The organism is Pseudanabaena sp. PCC 9330, from assembly GCF_055795045.1.
This window is the reverse complement of the sequence record NZ_JAYFES010000107.1, coordinates 209,772-234,135: the sequence shown is the minus strand read 5'-3', so window position 1 is coordinate 234,135 and position 24,364 is coordinate 209,772. Positions and strand designations below refer to the sequence as shown.

The following is a 24,364-nucleotide window of genomic DNA, read 5'->3' as shown; positions in this document are numbered from 1 at the left end:
AGAACGCATCCGAAAACTAGCTTCCCAGGACTACCGGTCAAAGGGTTAGGCCGGTCTATTTAGAGAGCAAGGTTTATGACTCAAGGATTGCCGCAAGCCCTGAACTATCGAACCGTTAACGCCTGTCACAATCAAGTTAGTCACAGACTAGCGTGGGTCGATAGATGGAGCCCGATCGACGAGGCGAATCTGGTTTTGCCGTTCGACTACGGTGACTAGGGGCAGCGGTTTGCGGGCTGGCCCGCGCAGCACTCGTCCCTCAGCGTCAAACCTGGAGCCGTGGCAGGGGCAGGCAAAGCGGTTTTGGTCGGCTTGCCAGATGACGGCGCAGCCCCGGTGAGGGCAGACGGGGCGCAGACCGTAGGGGGCGATCGTCGGCCCATCTTGAATCACCAGGTAGGTGACGCTGGGCAGTCCTTGCACCGGCTGGGGAACTCCGGCTGTGGTGGTGGGCAAGAAAGTATCGACGGCGATCGCATCTCCCGCTAAATCAAGCGCCTGCACCCCCGGCAAATAGTCGAGGCAGCGAGAATTTTGCGGAAACATCGAACACAGTTCTTCGAGATCTTGACCCGCCGCTGGCTGAGGCCGGGAGAAAACCATTGCAACCAGTCCTAAACTGCCCCCAGCCATATACCGGAGCAGCTGTCTACGACCGTACATCAACCGTTGACCAGACTGCGAACAGGAGAGATGGGTCATGGTAGCCAATTTGCCTGATGAACTGCCGGGAAAAGGCCTAGCGATGCTCCCCTCCCCAATATCCAGGCTAACAAACATTTTTCTCTCGTCTAAGAGGAAAACTCAGCACGCCCTAGAGTCAGCTAGAGCCAATACCTGATTTCCCTACAGGTTCTTTAGCTGGCCAGATATTCACGGATGTCAGACTGGCGCTTGCGCAGCTTAGTCAGAGCCTCACGCTCAATTTGACGGACGCGCTCGCGGCTAATAGAAAGTAGGTCACCAATTTTGGCCAAGGTCATGGTCTTGCCGTCGGCCAGGCCAAAACGCAGAGCTAGCACCTCCCGCTGCTGGGGAGTTAGATCGCCCATCAGCCGCTCCAGATCTTGGCGCAGCGCTACCTGAGTGGCAAAATCTTCGGGAGAGGGGCCATCATCTTCCAACAGTTCGCCCAGCTCCGTATCTTGGTTGTCACCGACCTTCAGATCTAACGAGAGAGGCTGGCGAGACTTTTCAAGATAGTCACGCACCTGCTTGGTAGTGAGGTCGCACTCGAGCGCCAGTTCGGCTACCGTTGCCGCTCGCCCATAGCGCTGGGAGAGGGTGCGCTGAGCCTTCTTGAGCTTGTTCAGCTTTTCGGTAATGTGAATGGGGAGGCGAATGGTGCGACTCTTTTCCGCAATGGCGCGGGTGATAGCTTGGCGAATCCACCAGTAGGCGTATGTACTGAAGCGGTAACCTTTGGTGGGGTCAAATTTTTCGACACCGCGCTGCATCCCAATGGTGCCTTCTTGAATCAGGTCTAGAAGGTCAACGTTGCGCTTGATGTATTTTTTTGCTACCGACACAACCAAGCGTAAGTTGGCCTCCACCATCTTGCGCTTAGCCAAACTACCCTGGCGAACAATCACCTTCAGCTCAGCCGCAGGAACGTTTACAGCGTCAGCCCACTGCTCCAGAGTAAAGCCGTGACCCGCCACTTCCTCTAGCTCTTGGCGCTTTGCCTCTAAAGCTGACAGGCGCTGCACTTGCTTCCCCAGCACAATCTCCTCTTCATGAGTCAGCAAGGGAACCTTGCCAATCTCTTTTAGGTAGGTGCGAACTAAATCGGTGGAATTTTGCACAGTTCTCATAAAGCAGTACGGTAAGGAGGTGACGATCAAAAGAACGGCTGACGTACGTAAATTCACCTGTGACGCTAACAGCGTCAGGGCGTAACTCCGATAAAGTTTCGACAGTCGAGGGCTAGTGAATGAATCCTAGCGGCGCGAGCGCACTGGTACAGGAATAGGCTCGACCTCTAAAGCCGCCTCGTCCGAGCGACGCTTGAGAAGCAGACCTGCTGCTACAGCAGCGGCACCTGCCTCCAAAAGAATGTCAACAATGCTCATGGGTAATAAGTTATTAACTTGGTATGTAAATAACTGTAACATTTATTAAAAGAAGCGTGAATGGCTATTAATACTTAGTCCAGTTTGCTGAAAAAACGCTCTATCTCCCTAGATTAGTGCTCTCAGCGGTTGGCTGTTGCATTCCAGAAGACATATTTTGGGGCTGCTGCAGAAAGAAAATCTTAAAATCTAAAAAGAATGTTAATAAAAATCCTTAATACTACTCATGGCAGTGGGGCAACTCTCTGGCTTGTCAAGCCGACAGCGACAGCTGAGACCCTTGGGGCGTTTTGGCCACATCGATGCGATGTTGAAAAGCCGCCCGAAATCGAGGTACGTGGGTGACGGTGAGTATGCAGGCAAAGTCGCAGGCGATCGCATTGATGGCGGCAATCAGGCGATCGCAACCCTGCTCATCCTGGGTGCCAAAGCCCTCGTCAATAATTAACAGCTGTAGCGCCATGCCCGATCGCTGGGCCAGCAACCGTGCCAAGGCCAGCCTTAGAGCAAAGTTCACCCGAAAGGCCTCGCCGCCGGAGTAGGTCTCATAGGGGCGCGTGCCCTGGGCATCGGCAATCAGAATGTCGAGGGTGTCGATTAATCGCTGGCCCCGCTTGGTGGCCCGTTGGGTGGCGAACCGCACGTGGAGCTGATGAGCGCTGAGACGGCCCAGAAGGTGGTTGGTCTCTGCCTCAAGCTGAGGCAAAAGGTTTTCAATCATCATCGCCTGGATGCCATTGCGGCCAAAGGCCTGGGCCAGCTCCTGGTAGACCCGCTGGCGCTGGCGCACCGCCCCCAGTTCCTGCTGCTTTTGGACCATTCCCTGTTGCAAGGCTTCCAGGTGCTGGCGGGCCTGGCCCAAGGCACCTAGCTGGGCGACTAGGGCATCGCGCTGCTGCTGCCGGGCTGCCAGCTGCTGGCCTAGGGTCACCAGTTCGTCGGGGTCGTAGGCCAGGGCCTGAAGCTGATCTTCCAGGTGGGCGATGCTCTGACTGAGGTCGTCAAGGGCCAACCGCTGCTGGTGGTGCTGGGTCTGAAGGGCGTCTAGCTGGGCCAGGTGCTGGGGCCGCTGGTGGCGAGCCTGCTCTAGCGCCTGATGCCGCTGCCGCCAGGTTTGGGCCGCTGGCAGTGCTTGACGGACAGTCTGGTGGCGATCGATGCGGTAGTCGAGCTGGGCGATCGCACGTTTTACAACCGCCAAGGCCTGACCCTGAGCACTGTGCTCAAACGCGGCTAGGTCAGCTTTCAGCTGAGCCAGGTCGGTTTCAAGCTGCTGCTGCTGGCGCTGAACTTTTTGCCGTCGGCGCTGGGCCTGGTGTAGGTCGTGGTGCTTGAGGTCGGCCCAGCGCAGGCGATCGACCTGGCCCCGCACCAGGGCGTGGTCGCGGTCGTCGTAGGCCAGCTGGGCCAGGGTCTGGTCAATGCGACTCAGTTCGGCCCGCAGATCGGCAGCGTAGTCATCTTCGGTCAGACATTGTTGTAAGCGCTGTTGTTCTGTCTCTAAATCTTGCAGGCGCTGTTGCACCATCTCTTGGGAAGATAGCTGGGCGGTCAGGTGCCCCTGCTTTTGCAGCACTGGAGCGTAGGTCTCTAGCTCCGCCTCCACCGCCCGGTACTCCTGCCGCAGCACCTGAATTTCTCGCTCAGAGGTGGCCAGCTGCTCCCGGATTACCCAGATTTCTGCTTGCAGGTCTTGCTGTTCGTGGCGATGACGACCCTCAACCAGGGCGCGGTGGGGGGCGTCAAGGGGGCGATCGCAGAGTGGACAGGCCGCCTCGGGCTGGGCCAAAAACCCCAGCTTCTGGCCAATCTGGGCAATCTGGGTTTCGCAGGTGCGCTGTTTGGCCTGGAGCGCTTCCATAAAGCTGCGCCGCTCTAGCCCCTTTTCCCGCACCTGCTCTTGATAAGCTCGGCGTTTGTCTAAATAGCCCAGAGTAGCCGTTACCTCTTGGACAGTAGCCACTAGCTGAGGCTCTTCGCCCCGCTGGTGTCGAAGTTCTTGGGCAGTGGCAGTCAATTCTTCTAGGCGAGTTTGCAGGCGGGTTTGGGCCTGCTGAAGGCTCGCCTCCAGCTGCCGTCGCCGCTGGATCAACGGTTCTGCCTGCAGCTGCAGCGCGTCGAGATGTTTGAGCTGGGCTTTGGCATTGAGATACTCTCGGCGAGCGGTCTGCACCGTGTCTGCCTGGCTCAGCACCCGATCGAGATCGTTCAGCTGAGCCTGCACTGCCGCTAGCTGCATCTGGGTTTGGGTGAGGCGGGTACGGGTTTGCTCAGACTGGCTGTGCCCCTCCGCTGCCAGTGCCTGGTGCTGGCCTTGCAGAATCTGATACTGCTGAAAGCGTTGGTTTAGCTCCGCATCCTCGGCTTCAAGGGCGACAAGGGTCGCCAGCCCAGCTTCAATCTCGTCGGCCTGAGCGATCAATTGCTCGGCCTGCTGGTGGTCTGCGGTGAGGGTGGCTAGTGCGGCTTCGGTTTGCCGCCATAGGTCTTGGCAGTGGCTCTGCTGCTGACGCTGCAACAGCAGGTCTTGCCGTTGCTGGATATAGCGCTGGGCGAGGGTGTTGAGCTGCTGTTGACGATGGCGATCGCCCTCCTGTTGTCTATCTAAATCATCAAGCTCTTGCTGGATCTGAGCCTGGCGTTGTAGCGTCGGCTCATAGTCAGCTAGGGTGGCAGCGATCTCATCGAGCTGGGTTTGGCGCAGGGTGGCCTCGGCCTTGGCCTGGCGAGCTTGGTCTTTAGCCCGCTCGGCCAGACGATCGTAGTGGCTGAGCTTGAGCAGATCAGCCAACACCTGTTTGCGATCGCCGGGGCGCTTGAGCATCAAATCGTCAGCTCCACCCTGGCGCAGATAGGCAGAATTGATAAAGGTGTCGTAATCGAGCCGCAGGTGGCGGCAGATCAGCATCTGGGTGGCCCGCACCCCACGCTGAGTCAGCACCCGGTAGCCCGCCTCGGTCTGCACCTGAAACTCTAAGCCGGTACCCTGGGTGCGGTGGCGGCTGCGAATCACCCGGTAAGTATGGTCGCCCTGGCAAAACTGAAAGGCTACCTTGGCCTCTAGTGCTCCCTGGTAGATGACATCGTCATCATCAGCGACCCGGCTCTGCCCCCAGAGTACCCAGGCGATCGCCTCCAGCAGCGACGATTTACCGGCTCCGTTCGGCCCAGCCACACAAACTACATGCAGCCCACTGAAGTCAAGGCTGGCATCTTGGTAGCTAAGAAAATTTTTCAGGCTGATGTGCTTAGGAATCATGGGTACATTCGCACCACTAACCTAAGCCTACAGTACAGACGAACCTAAAGTACACCTGTATTCTGAAATCCTATCCCGTTGGTGAAAAGCCCCAGGGGCCTGTCAACTGGCCTCTGACGATCGCAGGCGACGAAGCACCACCATGGTGTTACCCACTACGGGGTTGCGGGCCACCACCACTGCGTCAGGGTCACGCAGTTGCAGGTTGCTAAAGTTTAGGCCCTGGGCTTGTCTATAGATGTCTTGGGCAATCTCGTCTTGCTGGCTAGCTAGCAGGCCGTACCAGGCCTCGGCCAGGTTGACTCCCAAGGTGTTAGCGGGCAAATTCACCTCCACCGACTGAATCAGCCCCACCCCATACGATCGACTTATGGAGCTGACGCGGTCTTGAATGTCGGCAATCAGACGCTGCTCTGGGCTGGGGACAAGGGGTTGGGGCGGCTCTAGGACAGGCGATTCGGGCAGCGCTGGGGCAGGCAAAGCAGTCGGAGATTCGGTTTCAAAACCGGGCTCCCCTTCTACCACACCGAGTAAAGGGCCATCGGTAGCAACGACGCGGTGACCGCGCCCTGACCCGAGGGGGTTGACCAGAGCCAGGCCCAAAATCAGTAGCCCCAGGGCGATCGCCGTCAATACCCCATCCGATAGCTGTAAGTTGGGCGGCAGCTGCGATCGCACCCACCGCAAAAACCGCTTCCATAGGGTTACCCCATCCGCCAGCCACAGCAGTATTTGATCGACCACGCCCAGCTCCTTAGGTTGGTAGGGTATATCGGTGTCAGCCCACACATCTTCTAAGGGTGGCACAGCGCGAGGAGTTCGGTAGGTCTGATCACCGGGCAATTCTGCGGCTGGGGCGGCGGAGATAGGCTCCGTGGGCAGGGCGTCGAGAGGTCGGCGATCGGCCTCGGGAGAGAGGCCCAACGTGGGCTGATGTGAGGCTAGGAGGCCGGCATCGGCGATCGCTGGGGTCGGGGCAAGACCTGGAGACTCGTCTATGCCCTCAGAGCCCTCCAGCCCATCCGGGCAATTGGGCTGACCAGCCCCAGACGCAGTGGCCTGGTCAGAGACCGGCCTCTGACCGTCGCGCGGCGGCGGCACCGGCAAAATGTCTTCGGGAAAATTCGGATCTTGGGGTGTCATAGCAAAGCTATGGGGGGGCAAAGGCAAAATGCTAATATCAGCTGATGCAATTGATTGTACCGATAAGGTTGAGGTAGCGCTGTGGCGAACGGGTTGAGAGTTGCGGTAATGGGGGCCACAGGGGCCGTAGGAGCAGAGTTGCTCACCCTACTCGACGAGCGAAACTTTCCCCTCAAAGACCTGACCCTGCTGGCCTCTCCCCGCTCAGCGGGCACCACGCTGACCTTCAAGGGTGAAGAGATTCCTGTGCAGGTGCTCTCCGAAGATTCCTTTAAGAACATCGATCTGGTGCTGGCGTCGGCGGGCGGGTCGGTGTCGCTAGAATGGCTACCCAAGGCAGTGGCGGCAGGGGCCGTCTGCATTGATAACTCCAGCGCCTACCGCATGGATTCGACTGTCCCCTTAGTCGTGCCCGAGGTTAACCCTGAGGCTGCGAAGGCCCATCAGGGCATTATCGCCAACCCCAACTGCACCACCATTCTCATGGCCCTGGCGGTGTGGCCCCTGCACCAGGTGCAGCCCGTGCAGCGCCTCGTCGTCGCCACCTACCAGTCGGCCAGCGGAGCCGGTGCCCGCGCCATGGAAGAAGTCAAGCAGCAGGCCCGCGCCATTCTGGCGGGCGAAGAGCCCGTGGCCGAATCGTTCCCATACTCCCTGGCCTTTAACCTGTTTCCCCACAACTCACCCATGGGGGACAACGGCTACTGCCAGGAAGAAATGAAAATGGTGAACGAAACCCGCAAGATCTTTGGAGCTGCAGATCTGAGAATTTCTGCTACCTGTGTGAGGGTTCCCGTACTGCGCGCCCACTCCGAAGCGGTTAACATTGAGTTTGCCGCACCGTTCTCGCCGCAGAATGCCAAGGCTCTGCTGGCTAAGGCTCCCGGCGTGAAGGTAGTCGAAGACTGGGGGCGCAACTACTTCCCCATGCCCATCGATGCCAGCGGCCAAGACGATGTGCTGGTGGGCCGCATTCGCCAAGACATCTCTAACCCCAACGCCCTGGAGCTATGGCTCTGTGGCGACCAAATCCGCAAGGGGGCTGCCCTCAACGCAGTGCAAATTGCGGAGCTGCTGCAAGTGCCCCAGGCTGTCGGCGCTAGCCACTAAAGCATAGAGTGGGCCATGCCCATCACCCAACCAAGACATGAAAGGGGCTTCGGATAAACATCCCCAAGTCGCTTTTCTCGTCATAATCTTCCCCAGGGCCGACCCGCCAAGGGCTAAGTTGGTATAATCTCAGGGTCATTGAACTTCGTAGGATATAAGGCATTCGGGTGACATATTTTGGCAGAGTGCTAACAGCAATGGTGACGCCATTTTCTGAAGATGGCTCCGTTGACTATGCTGTGGCCGAGCGCCTAGCCGACTATCTGGTCAACAACGGCAGTGATGGACTGGTGGTGTGCGGTACCACGGGCGAGTCACCCACCCTGAGTTGGCAAGAAGAGTACCAGTTGTACAAGACCGTGCGCGAGGCTGTGGCCGGTCGTGCTAAGGTAGTCGCGGGTACGGGGTCTAACTCAACCTCAGAGGCCATTGAGGCTACCCGCCACGCCTACGACCTGGGTGTCGATGGGTCCTTACAGGTAGTGCCCTACTACAACAAGCCCTCTCAGCAGGGGCTGTATCAGCACTTTAGCCAGATTGCGGCGGCAGTGCCTGACCTGCCGATCATGCTGTACAACATTCCGGGGAGAACCGGCTGTGCTTTGGCGGTAGAGACCACTGCCCGTCTGGCAGAAATATCGAATATAGTGGCTATTAAGGAGGCCAGTGGAAGTTTAGACCAAGCCAGTCAAATTCGTTACCATACCCCTGCTGAGTTTGGCATCTACTCCGGGGATGACTCGTTGACTCTGCCGATGCTTGCCGTGGGCGGCTGTGGAGTTGTCAGTGTGGCCAGTCATCTGGTTGGCCCACAGCTTCAAAAAATGGTGCAGGCCTACGAATCCGGAGACACCCGGTTGGCCACCGAGATTCATTTGCAGTTGTTGCCTTTGTTCAAGGTTTTGTTTGTTACTACTAACCCGGTGCCGCTTAAGGTAGCGTTGGCTCAGCAGGGCTGGCCGGTGGGTGCAGTGCGATCGCCCCTATGCATGCCCGATGAGGCAACCACCGCTACGATTCTCCAAGTTCTGGACCAGCTTTCTGCCAGTGGTGTTTTAGCGAAGAGCGCTTAGGGCACCCTCAATCCAGCGATTGTTATCTGACTCTAGAGACCTAGCCGACGTCTCTGCCAGAGTTCAAGGCTAAATCAGCGCAGTCGACTCAGGACTACCACCACTGATCTCAGTTTTCTAACAACTAAATAGCCTGTTTGTTCTTTATCGCTGTGTAACGCTATCTATGGATCTATCTGTATCGTCTATGCCCTCGGCCTGCGTGACCGCTGAGCTTGCGGTGTTTGCCAAGGCTTCTACTGTTCCCATGGCCCCTGCTGACCAGTATTAGTACTCAGGCTAGGTATGGCACGAGCGCAGGAGGCCTACGTCCTAATTTAGGCTATTCAGCCTGCCGCTGATCTGGAACTAGCGCGGTCTCTAGCACCGCTGATTATTTTTCAAGCTTTCAATTTTTCACCACGATTGTTTACTACTGACGAGATTGTTTATGACTTCAAAGACTGCAAATTCTGCTAGCAATGCCCTAAAAATTATTCCCCTGGGTGGTCTCCACGAGATTGGCAAAAACACCTGTGTGTTCGAGATTAACGACGAGATCATGCTGCTCGACGCGGGTCTGGCGTTCCCCACCGACGGCATGCACGGGGTCAACATTGTGCTGCCCGATGTCACTTACCTGCGAGAAAATCGCCACAAAATCAAGGGCATGATTGTCACCCACGGCCACGAAGACCATATCGGCGGCATTGCCTTTCACCTCAAGCAGTTCGACATTCCGGTGATCTACGGCCCCCGTCTAGCTATGGCTCTGTTAGAGGGCAAGCTGGATGAGGCGGGCATGAGCGATCGCACCGAGCTGCGGCCCGTGCGCCCCCGCGAAACCGTGCGGCTGGGCAACTCCTTCCTAGTCGAATACATTCGCAACACCCACTCTATCGCCGACAGCTGCTCGGTGATCATCCACACCCCCGTCGGCATCGTGATTCACACCGGCGACTTTAAGTTTGACCACACCCCCGTCGACGGTGAAACCTTCGACATTCAAAAACTGGCCGAAGCTGGCGAGAAAGGGGTGCTGTGTCTGGTGAGCGACTCCACCAACTCTGAGGTGCCCGGCCACACCCCCTCCGAGCGCTCGGTTTTCCCCAATCTCGATCGCGAGTTTGGCAAGGCCGACGGTCGCCTGATTGTCACCACCTTCTCGTCGTCGGTGCACCGGGTCAACATGATTCTGGAGCTGGCCCAAAAGCACAACCGCAAGGTCTTTGTGGTGGGTCGTTCTATGCTCAACGTGATCGCCCACGCCCGCGACCTGGGCTATATCAAATGTCCCGAGAGCCTGTTTTTGCCCCTCAAATCCCTAGGGCATACCGCCGATGAGAATGTTTTAATTCTTACCACCGGCTCCCAGGGTGAGCCGCTGGCGGCCCTCACCCGCATTGCCGAAGACTCCCACCGCCAGATCAAGGTCAAGAAGGGCGACACCGTCGTGTTCTCCGCCAATCCTATCCCCGGCAATACCATCTCGGTGGTCAACACCATCGACAAGCTGATGATGCGTGGGGCTAAGGTAGTCTACGGCAAAGACAAAGGTATCCATGTCTCGGGCCACGGTGCCCAAGAAGATCAGAAGCTGATGCTGGCCCTGACTAAGCCCAAATACTTCCTGCCAGTGCATGGAGAGCATCGCATGCTGGTGAAGCACTCCGAAACCGCCCAAAGTATGGGCGTACCTGCCGAGAATATGGTGATCATCGATAACGGCGATATTGTTGAGGTCAATCCATCGGGCATTCGTAAAGCTGGCAAGGTGCCCTCGGGTATTGAGCTGGTAGACGCCTCTCGCGTTGGCGTAGTGGGCCGCGATGTGCTCAAAGAGCGGCAGCAACTGGCCGAAGACGGCGTCGTCACCATTGCAGCCACTGTAGGCAACAACGCTAAGCTAATGGCTGACCCAACGGTGCAAATTCGCGGCGTAGCCCAATCAATCTCCCAGGAGCGGTTCCAAGGTCAGGTGAAGCAGGTGATCACCCAGGTGCTGGCCAACAAAGGGGCCGAACTGGTGGTGTCTAACGGCAACGGCAAGGCCGCCCTCGATTTAGACGCCCTCAAAGTAGCCCTCGACCAAGATCTGCGCCGCCTGGTGCGCCGTGAGTTTGACAAGCGCGACCCCATGCTGATTTTGCTGATTCAGGGATCCGGTGTGGCGACGGTGGCCCCGGTCGAATCCAAGGTGGAGTCCAGAACCGGGTCCAAGGTCGTACCCAAGTCCGAGCCCAGACCTAAGGTGGAGCCCAAATCGCAGCCGCAGCCCCAGGTCAAGGCTGCGGTTGAGCCCGAGCCTCAGCCTGCCATGGCTGAGCGCCGCACCCGCACTCGGGCCAGGGCAGCTTCAGCGTCCTAGGGCCAGCTTGAGAACTTAAGCTAAAAAGGGAGGGGAGATTGCGGTGACAATCTCCCCTCCCTTTTTGCTAGGTATCGGGCCGACGGCGGCAATGCAACTCTCCATTACGGGTGCGATTTTGCCCCACCTGTGGTAGAAAGATAGCCAATGTTATGTTGCTGCCTCTGCTTGACGCTATAATGCTGTCAGCAGGAGCTGATGTACCTGAGCAAAGGTGCATAGCAAGTGTCTTAAGCAGCTACACATCCTTAGCGCTCAAGGCTTCTGTCAGAGTTTTTGTTCAGCTTGTGCGGTTTATCCCAAGCAGATCTAGCGCAAACGAGATCCAATCCGAGCAAAAATTCCCAGAGGTACCAGCGAGTTAGGTAATCTGTGCATGCCCTTAGGAAGCAAGACCTCGTTGCGATGTCGCGATGGGTTCTATTGCAAAGCCTTTGCAAACGAGTTTTCCGATCGCCTGATTGTTGATGTGGCCGGTGAATGGCCATATCGCCCAGGACAGGAAAAACAGATTTTTATTCGCCCTGGTGAGCGTCGTATGAGGAATTTGGATGCCGAAGCAGATTGTTATTGCTGAGCAGAATCGGATCGCGGCGGTTTTTTCTGAAGATCAGATTCAAGAGCTAATTGTGGCCACCGGTAGCCACCAGGTTAGCGACATTTATTTAGGCACCGTCGAAAACGTGCTGCCCGGTATCGATGCCGCCTTCGTCAACATTGGCGACAGCGAGCGCAACGGCTTTATGCATGTCACCGACCTCGGCCCCCTCAAGCTCAAGCGCAGCGCTGGGTCAATCACCGAGCTAGTAGTGCCCCAGCAAAAGGTGCTGGTGCAGATCATGAAAGAGCCCACCGGCAATAAAGGCCCCCGCCTCACGGGGAATATCTCTCTGCCGGGACGCTATCTGGTGCTGATGCCCTCGGGCCGGGGGGTCAACCTGTCGCGGCGGATTCGCAGCGAGAGCGATCGCAACCGCCTGCGGGCCTTGGCCATTTTGATCAAGCCTGCGGGCATGGGTCTGCTGGTGCGCACTGAGGCCGAGGGCATCAGCGAAAACGCCATCATTGAAGACCTTGAAACCCTGCAAAAGCAGTGGGAAAGTATTCAGCAGCAGGCGATGACCACTCGCGCCCCCGCTCTGCTCAATCGCGACGATGACTTCATTCAGCGGGTGCTGCGCGACGCCTACAATGCCGACGTCAACCGGATTGTGACTGACTCGGCCACCGGCATGAAGCGGGTCAAGCAGCACCTATCCAACTGGAGCGATGGCCAGGTACCCGCTGGGGTGCTGATTGACCACCATCGCGATCGCACCCCCATCCTCGAATATTTTCGGGTCAATGCCGCTATCCGCGAAGCCCTCAAACCCAGGGTAGATTTGCCCTCCGGCGGCTACATCATCATTGAGCGTACCGAGGCGTTGACGGTAGTTGACGTCAACTCTGGATCCTTTACCCGCTCTGCCACCGCCCGCGAAACCGTGCTGTGGACCAACTGTGAAGCGGCCGTTGAAATCGCCCGGCAGCTGCGTCTGCGTAACATTGCCGGGGTGATCGTCGTCGACTTTATCGACATGGATACCCGGCGCGACAAGCTGCAAGTGCTAGAACACTTCACTAAGGCGCTGCGCTCTGACAAGGCCCGCCCCCAGATCTCCCAACTGTCTGAGTTGGGGCTAGTCGAGCTGACCCGCAAACGCCAGGGGCAGAATATTTACGAGTTGTTTGGTCGCCCCTGCCCTACCTGCGGTGGACTCGGTCACCTGGTACATTTGCCCGGTGAAGCGCCCGCAGACAGTGGACAAGAAGCCCCTCGCACCGTTATTGTCAGCAGTGCAGCGCCTCAGCTAGCGCCGCCCCTGGGCGACAGCGATGGTCTCGACGGTCGCCCCGACCCGCAAGAGCTGGATTTGATGAATCATCCTAGCTATCAAGATAAGTCGGGTCGGGGGAACAATCGCCGCCGTCGCCGCCGGGAGCCGCTGCCCGTTCGTAGTAACGGCAAAGAGCTGCCAGTAGCCAAGGACAATGGACTCGAAGCTGAGACCAGAGAACCAGCCGAATTGCCCATACCAGTTCTAGCCAGTAAACCGGAGGAGGATAAAGCACCGCCTCGGGGCAGAGGACGCTCCTCTGGACGAGGAGATTTGCAGAGCGATTCCTCCCGAAATCGCCGGTCTTCAACACCGCCTCAGGTCGTTACTGTAGAGATGACCGCTGACGAGCAGCGCATTTACGCCATGATGGGTATTTCTCCCCTGGTGTTGTCAACCCAAGAGATTAGCGACCCTCGCAGTGTGACAGTGTCAGTAGTTTTACCCGGGCAGGCACCGCCGGAGATAGTTTCATTCACAGCAGCCGATGTTCCGACAGAAGACTCTCTTGAATCATCTGCGATCGCCGTGACCACTGCCGAAGAACCTCCCAAGGCTGCTCCCAGTCGCGCTGTGCGCACTCGCTCCGCCCGCTCTCAGGCCCAGGACACTGACATCACAACGGCTGTTGCCCCTGTGGTCTTAGAGCCCACACCTGCATCAGAGCCCACGGCTGCGTCAGAGTCCATCGAGCCCCCTAGCGCTGAACCTCCCACAGCCGGAGAACCTGAAGTCAGCACCCTGCGTCGCCGCCGTCGTCGTCGGGGCTCTGCTGGTAGCGACGGCGACGAGTAGGCTTGGAGCCTTGGTGGTGCAGCCTGAACCTAGCCCGGCCCCTAAAATTGCCGGAGTTGATGAAGTGGGCCGCGGCTGTCTGTTTGGCCCGGTGGTGGCCGCCGCAGTCTTGCTGTCTCCCCAGGCTTGTCAACGGCTTGAGGCCATGGGAGTCACCGACAGCAAACGCCTCACCGAGGTTCGACGCCAGCAGCTCATCGCACCTATTCAAGCCTTAGCCACAGACTACGCCCTTGGCCTAGGAACAGTACACGATATTGATCGGCTCAACATTCTGCATGCCAGCTTGCTGGCTATGCAGCGAGCCGTACACCGTCTGGCGATCGTGCCCGATCTCTGTCTGATTGACGGCAACCAGCCTATTCCCAACCTGGCCATCGCTCAACGGACAGTAGTTCAAGGCGATCGCCTGCACACCGAGATCGCCGCCGCCAGTATTTTGGCCAAGGTATGGCGCGATCGCCTGCTCATCCGGCTCGATCGTCGCTACCCTGGCTATCACCTAGCCCGCAACAAAGGCTATGGCAGCGCTGCCCACCGCTTTGCGCTGCAAACCTTAGGACCAACTCCCCAACATCGGCGCAGCTTTAAGGGCTGTAGCTAGCGCAGGGCCGAAGTGGGGGCCAAAGTCTGCTCAGTGAAGGTTGTGGCTCGGTCATAACCCTCAATGGCGATCCGCACGTAGGCCGACAGCCACCGAAAGCGATCGGCCGTTTCTCGAGGAATAGGCACCTTGCTAAACAAAATCACGGCAAACAGCTCGTTGGCCGGTGTCATACCTCCAAAGCCCAGTACCGACTGCACTCCGTAGGGCTGAACAAACTCCCTCTGGGCCGGAATGTAAGGGCTACCCATCGCCCTGGGCACGTAAAACACATTAAACGACTTGTGGGGCGCATCGGTGATCAGCGTTGGCACCGTTTCAATGACCTTGCTCACCTCTAGACCAAACTGCTGAATTAGCTGCAAGATCATGGGTGCCCGGCTAACAAAGTCTTGATCCATCAGGGGAATGCCCTGGTGGCCCGCCGAACTATGGCGATCGTTCCACTGAGGCTCATTGCCCGCCGTAGCCAGCAAGGTCAGGCACTTGGTGGCAGAAGGAACGTACTGTCCTTGAAGAATGGCTCGGGTGGTCTCCTGCACGTCGGGCGGCAAAAAGCCAAAGGGATGAGTTTTGAAAAATCGCACCAGTGCACACGCCGACTGACCAGTGCGCGGATCGACAAAATTGTTGTAAAGGTAGCGCACTACCCGATTGGCAGTCTCTTCCATGGCAGGCGATCGCTCCTCCATATTGCGCAGCGTCACCGCACACTGACACATATCAGCTTTTGAAAATTGCTGTAGATCGTGCATTGAATTACCCCAATGGTGAACCAAGTCATGGGTCAATCATGGGAGGGAGCAGAGATATTCAATGTTCACGAAAAACACTTTTACCGAATTGCCAAAAACGACCCAAAAGTCTTAGCTACGACTTCACAGTGCGAAGTTTCAGGGCAATTTTTAAAAAGATTCCGGACGCCTGAAAAGATGTCCTAGGAAATAAATCATATCTGCTCCAGGCTTCTGCCGAACGGGAAAAGTGCCAGCGGCACCAGCTTAATGTGCTGCTTAGCAAAGGGTAAACCAATAATGGTGATAGCCAGCAGCACCGCATGGAATAAATGCACAAGCGCAATTTCCCAGCCAAAGAAAAATAGCCATGCCACATTCAAAATAATCTTGAGCATGCTGTTGGGGTGATTGTCTTCCACCAGCTTTCGCCCAAAGGGAGTCATAGTAGCAGTGCCCAGCTTAATCGCCTGCACCCCAAAGGGTATCCCAACAATAGTTAGGCACAGCACCAACCCGCCCAAAATGTAGCCCGCGCCAGTTAAAAAACCACCAAAAATTAGCCAGATAATATTGCCTAGCAAGCTCATTTTTGCCTTCCTTTAGGGTCTTCCACTGGGTTGAGTAGATTCAGCCTAGATCAGATAATTCTAAATTAGGGGTTTTCTGCCCTGGTTTGCAGCGTAAGATACCACCATTTATGTTTCTTAGCAAAATGACCGAAAATCGGTGCCGGTGACGTATTTTAGGGGCTGAGGTGCAAGCATATCCCCTCAGCCGGTTTTAATATCCCCATCGGAGCAATTGTCATGAAGCGTTTGGTTGTCTGTTGTGATGGCACCTGGCAGCAAGCCGATCAACCCGTCCCCACCAACGTGCTCAAACTGGCAGAAACAATTTTGCCCAATGACCCCGTCGAAGGCAAACCCCAGACCGTTCGCTATAACCAAGGTATTGGATCTGGCCAAGAGTGGCTTGACCGCATTGGGGGCGGTGCCTTTGGTTGGGGCATCGATCAAGAAATTAAAACCGCCTACGACTTTCTCTGCTTCAACTATGAACTGGGAGACGAAATCTATCTGTTTGGGTTTAGCCGAGGTGCCTATACGGTGCGCAGCCTAGCCGGGCTCATGCGAGTTGCCGGTGGGCTACTTCCCCGAGAAGAAGTAGAAAAAGTGCCCGATGCCTACGCAATCTATCGTGCCAACTACGATCTGGCTCACAAAGAGCGGGAGATGAAAGCCCTTAGCGCTGCTGTGCGCCCCGCCAAAGTCACCCTTCTGGGCTGCTGGGATACAGTGGGGGCACTGGGTATCCCCCGCACTGTGCCGATGCTGAGTCGATTTCTCAACAAAAAATACGAATTTCACGACTGTCGACTCAGTAACATCATTGAGCATGCCCTTCACGCTGTGGCCATTGACGAAGACCACAAGGTATTTGATTACACTCCCATGGAGCAGAGCGAGAATAATATTGAGGCTGGCCAAACCCTTCACCAAGTGTGGTTTCCAGGCGACCATGGGGCGGTAGGCGGCGGCAACCTTGACACCGCCGCCCTTGCCGATGGGGCGCTGCTGTGGATGATTGACACCATTCAAAACACCCTTAACTTAGGACTGCGGTTTAACCTCAGCAACGTAGAAACTGACTCTGCCAGGGTAAACCGGGCGGCCAACCGACTGGTCATTTACCCCGATCCCGAGATTCCTATTTCACCAGCCCAGGGCTCTCTCCTGTTTCGGTTGACGGGGGCAACTCCCCGTGTCATACCTGAGGATGCTCTCTTACATCAAAGCGTTTATAGGCGCTGGCACGCTTCGGCTATAAACTATCGGCCCACCCACCTGCCCCCAGCACTAAAGGCCCAGCTCAGCAATTACACCGTGACCTAGGAAATCTCTAGGAAGGACGGTAACAGCTTTAATCCAGCGACCATAACCGCTGTAGGGTAGACACTGCGCACCATTTGAGGAAACTTCTTTCCATAACTCGCCTTACTGCAAGGCCTAGACTACCCATGGCCAAGGCAAAAAAGACTTCGCTGAGATATGCCCACAGTCTGCAGTTGTTTGCTATGCTATATGACTGAACGCGGATGTGGCGGAATTGGTAGACGCGCTAGATTTAGGTTCTAGTGTTTTCGGACGTGAAGGTTCAAGTCCTTTCATCCGCATACTCAAGATAAACACGAAAGTGGAGTTGTTTTGTAAAAACAACTCCACTTTCGTGTTTAGAGAGGGTTGATGATGGTTCGTGAGCAAATTCAGCCCATTAGGTGCCTTAATAGGCAAATGTCATAGACGTTTCAGCGTAAATCCTGCGTAATTAGTCACCGCAACAAAGCTGACCTATTGCGCATGAGGCAAAAGTTTGTAGCATAAGGGGCATGACGATACAGCCACGTCCAGAGCCAAACCTGCCGGAGAATGACCCTGAAGAGCAAGGGGCCAGGTATTGGTATAAGTCTTAGTTTTGACGCTGCACTAGGATAAATCCTTAGAAAAAAAGGCTCGTCCGCTAGAACGAGCCTTTTTCCTTTGAGTTAGTCAAGACTTACAGCTGGGGCACAAACTGCTGCTTGTCGGGTACCACAGTGTATTCCGAGACAATTTGGCGAAACTCGTCACCGTCGATGGTCTCGCGCTCTACCAGCAGATCGACTAGGCGATCGATCAGGGCGCGATTTTCTTCCATGATGCGCTTGGCATTGCTGTAGCAGCTGTCAACAATTACCCGCACCTGGCCGTCAATCTTAGAGGAAACCTCCTCAGAGTACTCTGAGCGAGAGAGCCAGTCGCGGCCTAGAAAAACCTCACCCTGGGAGCTTTCTAGTGACAGGGGGCCAAGGTCAGACATGCCGAATCGGGTCACCATTTGGCGAGCCATGCCGCTGACCTGCTGAAGGTCGTTGCCAGCCCCGGTGGTAACTTCGGCATCACCAAAGATCACGTCCTCAGCGGCGCGGCCGCCCAGAGCACCGGTAATGCGGGCCAGCAGCTGAGAGCGAGAAATCAACATCTGCTCTTCGCTGGGGGTAAACCAGGTCAAGCCCTGGGCCTGACCGCGAGGAATCAAAGTGACCTTTTGCACTGGGTCGTGGTCTTTGACCAAGGTGCCAATAATCGCATGGCCGATCTCGTGGTAAGCAATCAACCGCTTGCTCTTGCTATCCACCAGAGGGGTTCCCTCCATACCAGCGATAACGCGATCGACGGCGTCGTCGATCTCACCCATGGTGATGGCGTCTTTGCGGCGGCGGGCGGTGAGAATGGCGGCCTCGTTTAGCAGGTTGGCCAGATCAGCGCCGGTAAAGCCGGGGGTGCGGCGGGCGATCGCATCCAATGAAATATCTTCAGCCAGCTTTTTGTTGCGGGCGTGGACTTCGAGAATTTCTACTCGACCCTTAACATCGGGCGGGTCAACCATCACCTGACGGTCAAAGCGACCGGGCCGCAGCAGGGCTGAGTCGAGTACGTCTACCCGGTTGGTGGCAGCAATGATAATGATGCCGGTGTTGCCCTCAAACCCATCCATTTCGGTGAGCAGCTGGTTGAGGGTTTGTTCGCGCTCATCGTTGCCGCCGCCGATACCTGCGCCCCGCTGACGACCCACGGCGTCAATCTCATCGATAAAGATGATACAGGGAGCGTTTTCTTTAGCCTTCTTGAACAGGTCGCGAACGCGGGACGCGCCCACACCTACAAACATTTCTACAAACTCAGAGCCAGAGATGCTGAAGAAGGGTACGCCTGCTTCTCCTGCGATCGCCTTAGCCAGCAGAGTTTTGCCAGTACCGGGAGGGCCAACTAGCAACACCCCCTTGGGAATGCGGGCACCAATGGCGGTAAAGCGCTCAGGCTTCTTCAAAAAGGTGACCACTTCTTCCAACTCTTCCTTGGCTTCGTCAATACCGGCCACATCGTCAAACATGACGCCGGTCTTCGCTTCCATCATGAAACGAGCCTTTGACTTGCCAAAGTTCATTGCCTGACCAGGGCCGCCCATGCCACCACTGGAGCGGCGAAACAAAAAGAACAGGCCCCCAATCAACAAAATGGGGAAGAGCAAATTGCCCAGGGCACCGATCAGAGCGCCATCGCTGCGCGGAGGGTGGGAGTCGAGGCTGATGTTAGCGGTGCGTAGACGGCTGACTAGGTCGGGGGAGTTGCCCGGCAGGTCTACCCGCCAGCGCATCACCCGGTTGTCGAGATCAGGGTCAACCGCTTCGACAATAGCAGTGCGGCCACCATCGTAGAGGTCAACCGCTGTCACCCGACCAGCATCGAGGTAGTCAAGAAAGCGCCCATAGGTGAGGCGGGTATTGGCCGCATTCCGACCCATGTCAGCAGGGGCCGACGAAAACGCCCCCTGCCACAAAAAGAACCCCACTACCAGCAGCGGCAGGGTCCACAACAAGGCTACTCGCCAGGAAAATTTCATACCAATGGCCTCTTCTTAACGTGCAAGGTGTTAACGGGTGTGCTGTTAACGGGTGTTGATGGGGCTTGAACCTACCCTTGAAATGCCTAGAAACCTAAGCCTGCCGGGCACCGCAGAGCAACATGCCCCCTGGGAAAATAAATATGAGACGAATCTTTACTTAATGTAACGTAATCGGCGAATCTAGATCACACAGGCCCAAGAAATGTTCCTGTCTCTAAGAATTAACGTCAGTCTATCGCTTCTTGAGGGGCTAGAGATGTGATCAATGCAGCTCGTGGGGCATTGGGCCGCGTCGGGTCAGGGCTCTGCACTAGATACCTAACCCTAGACGCGGCTATCGATCCCTAGGCTAGCGCTAGGGCCGCCTTGAGCCGCGCTACATCAAACCCGCGCTGGCGCAAAATCAGCCACGACTCCATCAGGTCTGGGCCTTGCAGGGCACCCATCAGCGCCGCTCGCATCGATTTCATCACCAGACCTTTCTTTACACCCTGGGCTTTGGTGACGTCATCCACCAAAGTCTTCAGGTCGTCGATGGTGGCGGGAGATTTTTCGGTGAGTCCGGCCAGGATGCTGTCGAGCACAGCTGCCACGCCATCGAGCTGCACCTGGGTCTTGGCATCGTCGGCAAAGGGCACGGTTTCGGTAAAGAAGAAACGGCTCTGCTCGACTACGTCCGTCAGGCGGGTGAGGCTGGGGCCAAGCATCGCAATCAGGGGCAGCAGCCAGCTTTGGTCGGCATCTGTTAAAGGGTACCCCGCGTCCTCTAGGTAGGGCTGGGCTAGCTCCAGTAGGGCGACAGGCTCCATCGCGTGGAGGTACTGGCTGTTGAGCCAGTCGAGCTTATCCCAGTCAAACTTGGCTCCGGCTTTGTTGACGCGATCGAAGCTGAACTGTTTAGCCGCTGCTTCTAGCGTGAACTGCTCGGCGGCGTCGGGGGCCGACCAGCCCAACAGGGTCATATAGTTGGCCAGGGCCGGGGCGACAAAGCCCATCTTCTGAAAGTCAGAAATGGAGGTGACGCCGTCGCGCTTAGAGAGCTTCTGCCCCGTTTGATTCAAAATTAGCGGCGTGTGGGCGAAGGCCGGCACGACAGAGCCCAGGGCTTCGTAGAGCAAAATCTGCTTGGCCGTGTTGGCGATGTGGTCTTCGCCACGAATCACGTGGGTGATCGCCATGTCGATGTCGTCCACGACCACGGCCAGGTTGTAGAGGGGCTGACCAATGGTGCTGGCGGAAGAGGCACGGGCCACCACCATATCGCCGCCCAGGTCGCTGGCCTGCCAGGTGACGGGGCCGCGCACTAGGTCTGTCCAGGTGATGGTGCGGCTGTCGTCGATTTTGAATCGGATGACGGCGGGGCGGCCCTCGGCCTCATAGGCGACCTGCTGCTCGGGGGTGAGGTCGCGGTGGCGGTTGTCGTAGCGGGGAGCTTGTCCTTTGGCCTTTTGGGCCTCGCGCATGGCGTCAAGCTCGGCGGGGGTGTCATAGGCACGGTAGGCTAAGCCCGCATCTAGCAGGGTTTGAATAGCCTGGCGGTAGAGGTCGAGCCGCTGGGACTGGAAGAATGGCCCCTCATCCCAATCCATACCCAGCCACTGGAGGCCAGAGAGAATGTTGTCGGTGAATTCGGGTTTGGATCGCTCTTCGTCGGTGTCTTCGATGCGGAGAATAAACTGGCCGCCCTGATTGCGGGCAAATAGCCAGTTGAATACGGCGGTGCGGGCGGTACCAATGTGCAGATTCCCGGTGGGGCTGGGGGCAATGCGAACGCGAACGGTCATGGGGGGGTTCCTGCACTCTCGGCAAATGGGACAGTTCTCTATTTTAGAGGGGCGAGTTCGAGATCTGAAAATTCTTGGCATGGCAGACTTTTTATCCCCTCCAGTGAGGGGATAAAGGTGGGTGAACGGCTGGGTTGGTGGTACTACACTGCGGCTGGCACCATCTATGCCACAGGAGGGCCACAGGGGGACGCTGTTCCTGATGGCTCAGCCTGGCCCGCGGTTAGCTCTGCCGCCGAGGCCACAGTCAAAGCTGAGGTCATGCAAACGTAAACAAAATCCTGCATCTTTACGAATTTAGCCTCAGGGCTCAGGTATTGATAGAGAAGAATTTTGGAGTACGGATGACTTATGGGCAGTGGCAGTCAACAGCAACAGCGAACTTGGAAACGTAGGCTCACCTTTGGCTTGTTGGGAGCTGGGCTCAGCCTGACCGCGCCCCTAACCCATGCCTCCTCAACCCACGCCAATGACCTTGAAGGATGGCACCACCTGCCTGAAAACGCGCCCCTGGTGATGCTCTTTGATACCACCGCCGACACCTGGGGCCAACTCAGCCAGTTTCAGCTTTTTAAGTGGCTCGAAACCGATCAAGGCATTCTGCCCGGCCTACCAGGGCTACCCTACATACCCTACGGCATTGACTTTGCTGCTGATATTGCCCCCTGGGTGGAGGACACAGTGGTGTTGGCCTTGTTGCCCGCCGATCCCGGTGCCCTGGCCTCCTTTAGTGACCATTTGGTGATGGTGATTCCTGCTCGCGATCGCGCTGGATTGGCCAGTTTTCAGGCAACGGTGTTTGACCTCCAGGGTGAGGCTGAGGAGGTGGTCAATGCGCTGGGCACTGACATCTACCTGTGGTCTGCCCCCGACTACGGCAGCTGGGACGACTGGGATGAAAACGGGGAACCAGACTGGGATGACGACGATGACTGGATCGACTGTGAGGTTGAGCCAGAGCAATGTTACGGCGATCTACAGTCTCGGGCACTCCGCTACTCAGCGCCCCAGGCTCTGCGCTTTGGCGGCGGGTTGGGGTTGCCCCTAGCGGTGCGGTCTTTCCACACAGACCCTGAACAGTTTGAGCTGAATATTCCTATGCCAGGGCCAGAGTTTGGGCCGGGGGGGCTGGCGATCGCCTTTCTCCCTGACGCCGTGATTGCCGCCGAAACCCCAGGGGCGATCGAGCAGTACCTGACCCTGCGCCAGCAGAATGAAACCTCTTTGGCCGACAGTGGTGAGTTTCGCCGCACGCTGACCAATCGCGAGCAAAGCTCGGCTTTGCTCGCGGTCTACGGCAACGCCCTAGAACTGCTGAACTTTGACCCCACCATGGGCCTGCCCGAGGTAGACCTGCTGCTTACCCCCAGTTTTGACCCTGAGACTATTCAAAAGCTGCGGGCGTATAACTTTGGCGGCACCATAGAAGGACTGATCTATCCTTCCGCTACGGGCATACAGGCGCGGGGGCGCTACTACTACGACCTGGCCCCCTTTACGTTTGGCCTGACCGCCGCCGGGCCCGAGGCCGACAGCCTGCTCCAACTGCTGCCCGCCTCTACGTTTTTGATGATTAGCGGTCGCAACCTGGCGGGGATGTGGCAGGGGCTGAGCCAATTGCTGGAGTCGGCCAGCGAGTTTACCAGCGAGGGGCTGGCCACGGCGCGATCGCTCTTTACCCTAGCAACGGGCCTCGACCTCGATCGCGATCTGTTGGGCTGGATGGATGGCGAAGTCGCTTTTGCGGCCTTCCCTGCCACAAACAGCCCCTTTCAAACCCTTTCTCCCGACCTGCACCTGGGGCTAGGGGTGCTGCTACAGACGAGCGATCGCCCCGCTGCGGTCAATACCCTGGTCGCCCTCGAAGCCCTTGCCCCTGGCCTTGACCTGACCCCCACACCTACTACAGTCAACCAGCAGCCCGTCACCGCTCTAGGGTTTCAGGCTCCCTCTGCGATCGCAGCTGGGAATGGCGAATTAACTACCCCTGGGTTTGCCCTACTCAGCTATGGCTGGGTCACCGATAACACCCTCGCCCTCGCCTCTGGCCTCGGTCCGATGGGCCGCCTCATGGCCCCCTCGCCCCACAACCCACTGGAGCAGTTTGCTGGATTTCGCAGTGCCATCGCACCCCTACCCCAGCCCAACAATGGCTACTTTTATCTCAATGTCGGAGCCACCCTATCGCTGGCCTACCAGGTTTTTGACCTCCACGATAGTCCCTTCATAGAACCGATCAAACCCGCCCTGGGTAGCATTCGCACCCTCAGCGCTACCACCGCCCAAACCCCTCGCTATCTTGAGGTGTACAGTCAGCTCGGCCTGGCTCGCCGCCGCGACTAGAGACGGGTGCTCTGGCCCTAGGAGGGCACTCTCGCTAAACCTGGCAGGGGCTGGCGATCGCCCCAAAGCTCCTGGCGAAATGGCCTCACCTCTGGGCCGATGGCTACCCCTGATCCCCTAGTCAGCCGCCAGCCTATTCCTACTCAGCGCTAAGCCCCTGAGCTATTCTGTATGTCTCTGCCCTCTGCAATAACTCTCTCCCCCCTCTCCTAAACCATGGCAAAAATTCGTCTCGAAAACGGCCTCACCATCACCGACCTGCCCAGCATTGCCGCTACTCTGGCACCGCTGAATATTCAGCTGCACCATTGGCCAATTGGAGAAAATGCCGAGCTGCGATCGCTCCTGGCCCAAGCCAGCCTAGACGACGTCGAAAAAGAGACCGTCCTCACGGCCCTAGACCATTACTTCCAGCGGCTACAAAAAACCGACGGCTACCAAAATCGCGACCTGATCGTGCTGAACCCCCAGGTGCCCAACCTCGATGCCATGCTGGCCAAGTTTGACAAAGTCCACACCCACGCCGACGACGAAATTCGCTACATCATCGATGGCGAAGGCGTCTTCGGCTTTGTGCTGCCCGATGAAACCCAGGTAGAGCTAACCGTCGAACCCGGAGAATACATCAACGTGCCCGCTGGTACCGAGCACTGGTTTGTACTCACCAACCGCCGCCGCATCAAAGCTGTGCGCTACTTCATCGGCACCGAAGGCTGGGTGCCAGAGTATACGGGCAGAGACATTCGAGTGAGGCCAGTGGCGGCGTAGCGGCAATGC

17 protein-coding genes and 1 tRNA gene are annotated in these 24,364 nt (G+C 57.2%); 9 read left to right on the top strand and 9 right to left on the bottom strand.

Features of this window, described 5'->3' with window-relative positions:
• Positions 1–147 precede the first annotated feature (147 nt).
• The 5 genes from AC0QKW_RS14860 to AC0QKW_RS14840 all read right to left on the bottom strand — a co-directional run bounded on the left by AC0QKW_RS14860 (position 148) and on the right by AC0QKW_RS14840 (position 6,474).
• Complete coding sequence (locus AC0QKW_RS14860) at positions 148–603, bottom strand: Rieske 2Fe-2S domain-containing protein (protein ID WP_473151854.1); 456 nt, start codon at positions 601–603, stop codon at positions 148–150.
• Between the two features lie 254 nt (positions 604–857).
• The gene (locus AC0QKW_RS14855; protein ID WP_473151853.1) at positions 858–1,814 is read right to left on the bottom strand and encodes an RNA polymerase sigma factor, RpoD/SigA family; all 957 of its coding nucleotides are present in this window, start codon (positions 1,812–1,814) and stop codon (positions 858–860) included.
• Positions 1,815–1,940: 126 nt separating this feature from the next.
• The gene (locus AC0QKW_RS14850) at positions 1,941–2,072 is read right to left on the bottom strand and encodes a hypothetical protein (protein WP_473151852.1); all 132 of its coding nucleotides are present in this window, start codon (positions 2,070–2,072) and stop codon (positions 1,941–1,943) included.
• Between the two features lie 253 nt (positions 2,073–2,325).
• Positions 2,326–5,331, bottom strand: coding sequence for an AAA family ATPase (locus tag AC0QKW_RS14845; RefSeq protein ID WP_473151851.1), 3,006 nt, complete (start codon positions 5,329–5,331; stop codon positions 2,326–2,328).
• 102 nt (positions 5,332–5,433) lie between these two features.
• Positions 5,434–6,474, bottom strand: coding sequence for a hypothetical protein (locus tag AC0QKW_RS14840; protein WP_473151850.1), 1,041 nt, complete (start codon positions 6,472–6,474; stop codon positions 5,434–5,436).
• An 81-nt stretch (positions 6,475–6,555) separates the two neighbouring features.
• Between AC0QKW_RS14840 and AC0QKW_RS14835 the strand changes: the two genes are divergently transcribed.
• From AC0QKW_RS14835 to AC0QKW_RS14815, 5 genes are all read left to right on the top strand, one after another.
• Entirely contained in the window at positions 6,556–7,584 is a 1,029-nt protein-coding gene (locus tag AC0QKW_RS14835) for an aspartate-semialdehyde dehydrogenase (RefSeq protein ID WP_473151849.1), read from the top strand.
• Positions 7,585–7,751: 167 nt separating this feature from the next.
• The gene (gene dapA / locus AC0QKW_RS14830; protein ID WP_473151848.1) at positions 7,752–8,657 is read left to right on the top strand and encodes a 4-hydroxy-tetrahydrodipicolinate synthase; all 906 of its coding nucleotides are present in this window, start codon (positions 7,752–7,754) and stop codon (positions 8,655–8,657) included.
• A gap of 430 nt (positions 8,658–9,087) precedes the next feature.
• On the top strand, positions 9,088–11,004 hold the full coding sequence (locus tag AC0QKW_RS14825; protein ID WP_473151847.1) for a ribonuclease J: 1,917 nt from the start codon (positions 9,088–9,090) through the stop codon (positions 11,002–11,004).
• A gap of 551 nt (positions 11,005–11,555) precedes the next feature.
• Positions 11,556–13,676: a ribonuclease E gene (gene rne / locus AC0QKW_RS14820; protein WP_473151846.1), complete on the top strand. Its 2,121-nt coding sequence runs from the start codon at positions 11,556–11,558 to the stop codon at positions 13,674–13,676.
• Between the two features lie 16 nt (positions 13,677–13,692).
• On the top strand, positions 13,693–14,280 hold the full coding sequence (locus AC0QKW_RS14815) for a ribonuclease HII (RefSeq protein WP_473151845.1): 588 nt from the start codon (positions 13,693–13,695) through the stop codon (positions 14,278–14,280).
• Here the strand turns inward: AC0QKW_RS14815 and AC0QKW_RS14810 are convergent.
• Positions 14,277–15,035: a hypothetical protein gene (locus AC0QKW_RS14810; protein WP_473151844.1), complete on the bottom strand. Its 759-nt coding sequence runs from the start codon at positions 15,033–15,035 to the stop codon at positions 14,277–14,279. The genes AC0QKW_RS14815 and AC0QKW_RS14810 overlap by 4 nt on opposite strands.
• Before the next feature lie 194 nt (positions 15,036–15,229).
• On the bottom strand, positions 15,230–15,604 hold the full coding sequence (locus tag AC0QKW_RS14805; RefSeq protein ID WP_473151843.1) for a YccF domain-containing protein: 375 nt from the start codon (positions 15,602–15,604) through the stop codon (positions 15,230–15,232).
• 219 nt (positions 15,605–15,823) lie between these two features.
• Between AC0QKW_RS14805 and AC0QKW_RS14800 the strand changes: the two genes are divergently transcribed.
• Both AC0QKW_RS14800 and AC0QKW_RS14795 read left to right on the top strand, forming a co-directional pair.
• Positions 15,824–16,909 carry a DUF2235 domain-containing protein gene (locus tag AC0QKW_RS14800; protein ID WP_473151842.1) on the top strand — a complete coding sequence of 362 codons (1,086 nt, stop codon included), beginning with the start codon at positions 15,824–15,826 and terminating at the stop codon, positions 16,907–16,909.
• A gap of 199 nt (positions 16,910–17,108) precedes the next feature.
• Positions 17,109–17,190: transfer RNA gene (locus tag AC0QKW_RS14795), tRNA-Leu, on the top strand.
• 380 nt (positions 17,191–17,570) lie between these two features.
• On the opposite strand, the gene ftsH2 is transcribed toward AC0QKW_RS14795, so the two are convergent.
• Both ftsH2 and gltX read right to left on the bottom strand, forming a co-directional pair.
• Entirely contained in the window at positions 17,571–19,457 is a 1,887-nt protein-coding gene (gene ftsH2 / locus AC0QKW_RS14790; RefSeq protein WP_473151841.1) for an ATP-dependent zinc metalloprotease FtsH2, read from the bottom strand.
• Positions 19,458–19,804: 347 nt separating this feature from the next.
• Entirely contained in the window at positions 19,805–21,244 is a 1,440-nt protein-coding gene (gene gltX / locus AC0QKW_RS14785; protein WP_473151840.1) for a glutamate--tRNA ligase, read from the bottom strand.
• Between the two features lie 408 nt (positions 21,245–21,652).
• Between gltX and AC0QKW_RS14780 the strand changes: the two genes are divergently transcribed.
• The gene (locus tag AC0QKW_RS14780; protein WP_473151839.1) at positions 21,653–23,587 is read left to right on the top strand and encodes a DUF3352 domain-containing protein; all 1,935 of its coding nucleotides are present in this window, start codon (positions 21,653–21,655) and stop codon (positions 23,585–23,587) included.
• Positions 23,588–23,803: 216 nt separating this feature from the next.
• Positions 23,804–24,355 carry a 1,2-dihydroxy-3-keto-5-methylthiopentene dioxygenase gene (locus AC0QKW_RS14775; protein ID WP_473151838.1) on the top strand — a complete coding sequence of 184 codons (552 nt, stop codon included), beginning with the start codon at positions 23,804–23,806 and terminating at the stop codon, positions 24,353–24,355.
• Positions 24,356–24,364 lie beyond the last annotated feature (9 nt).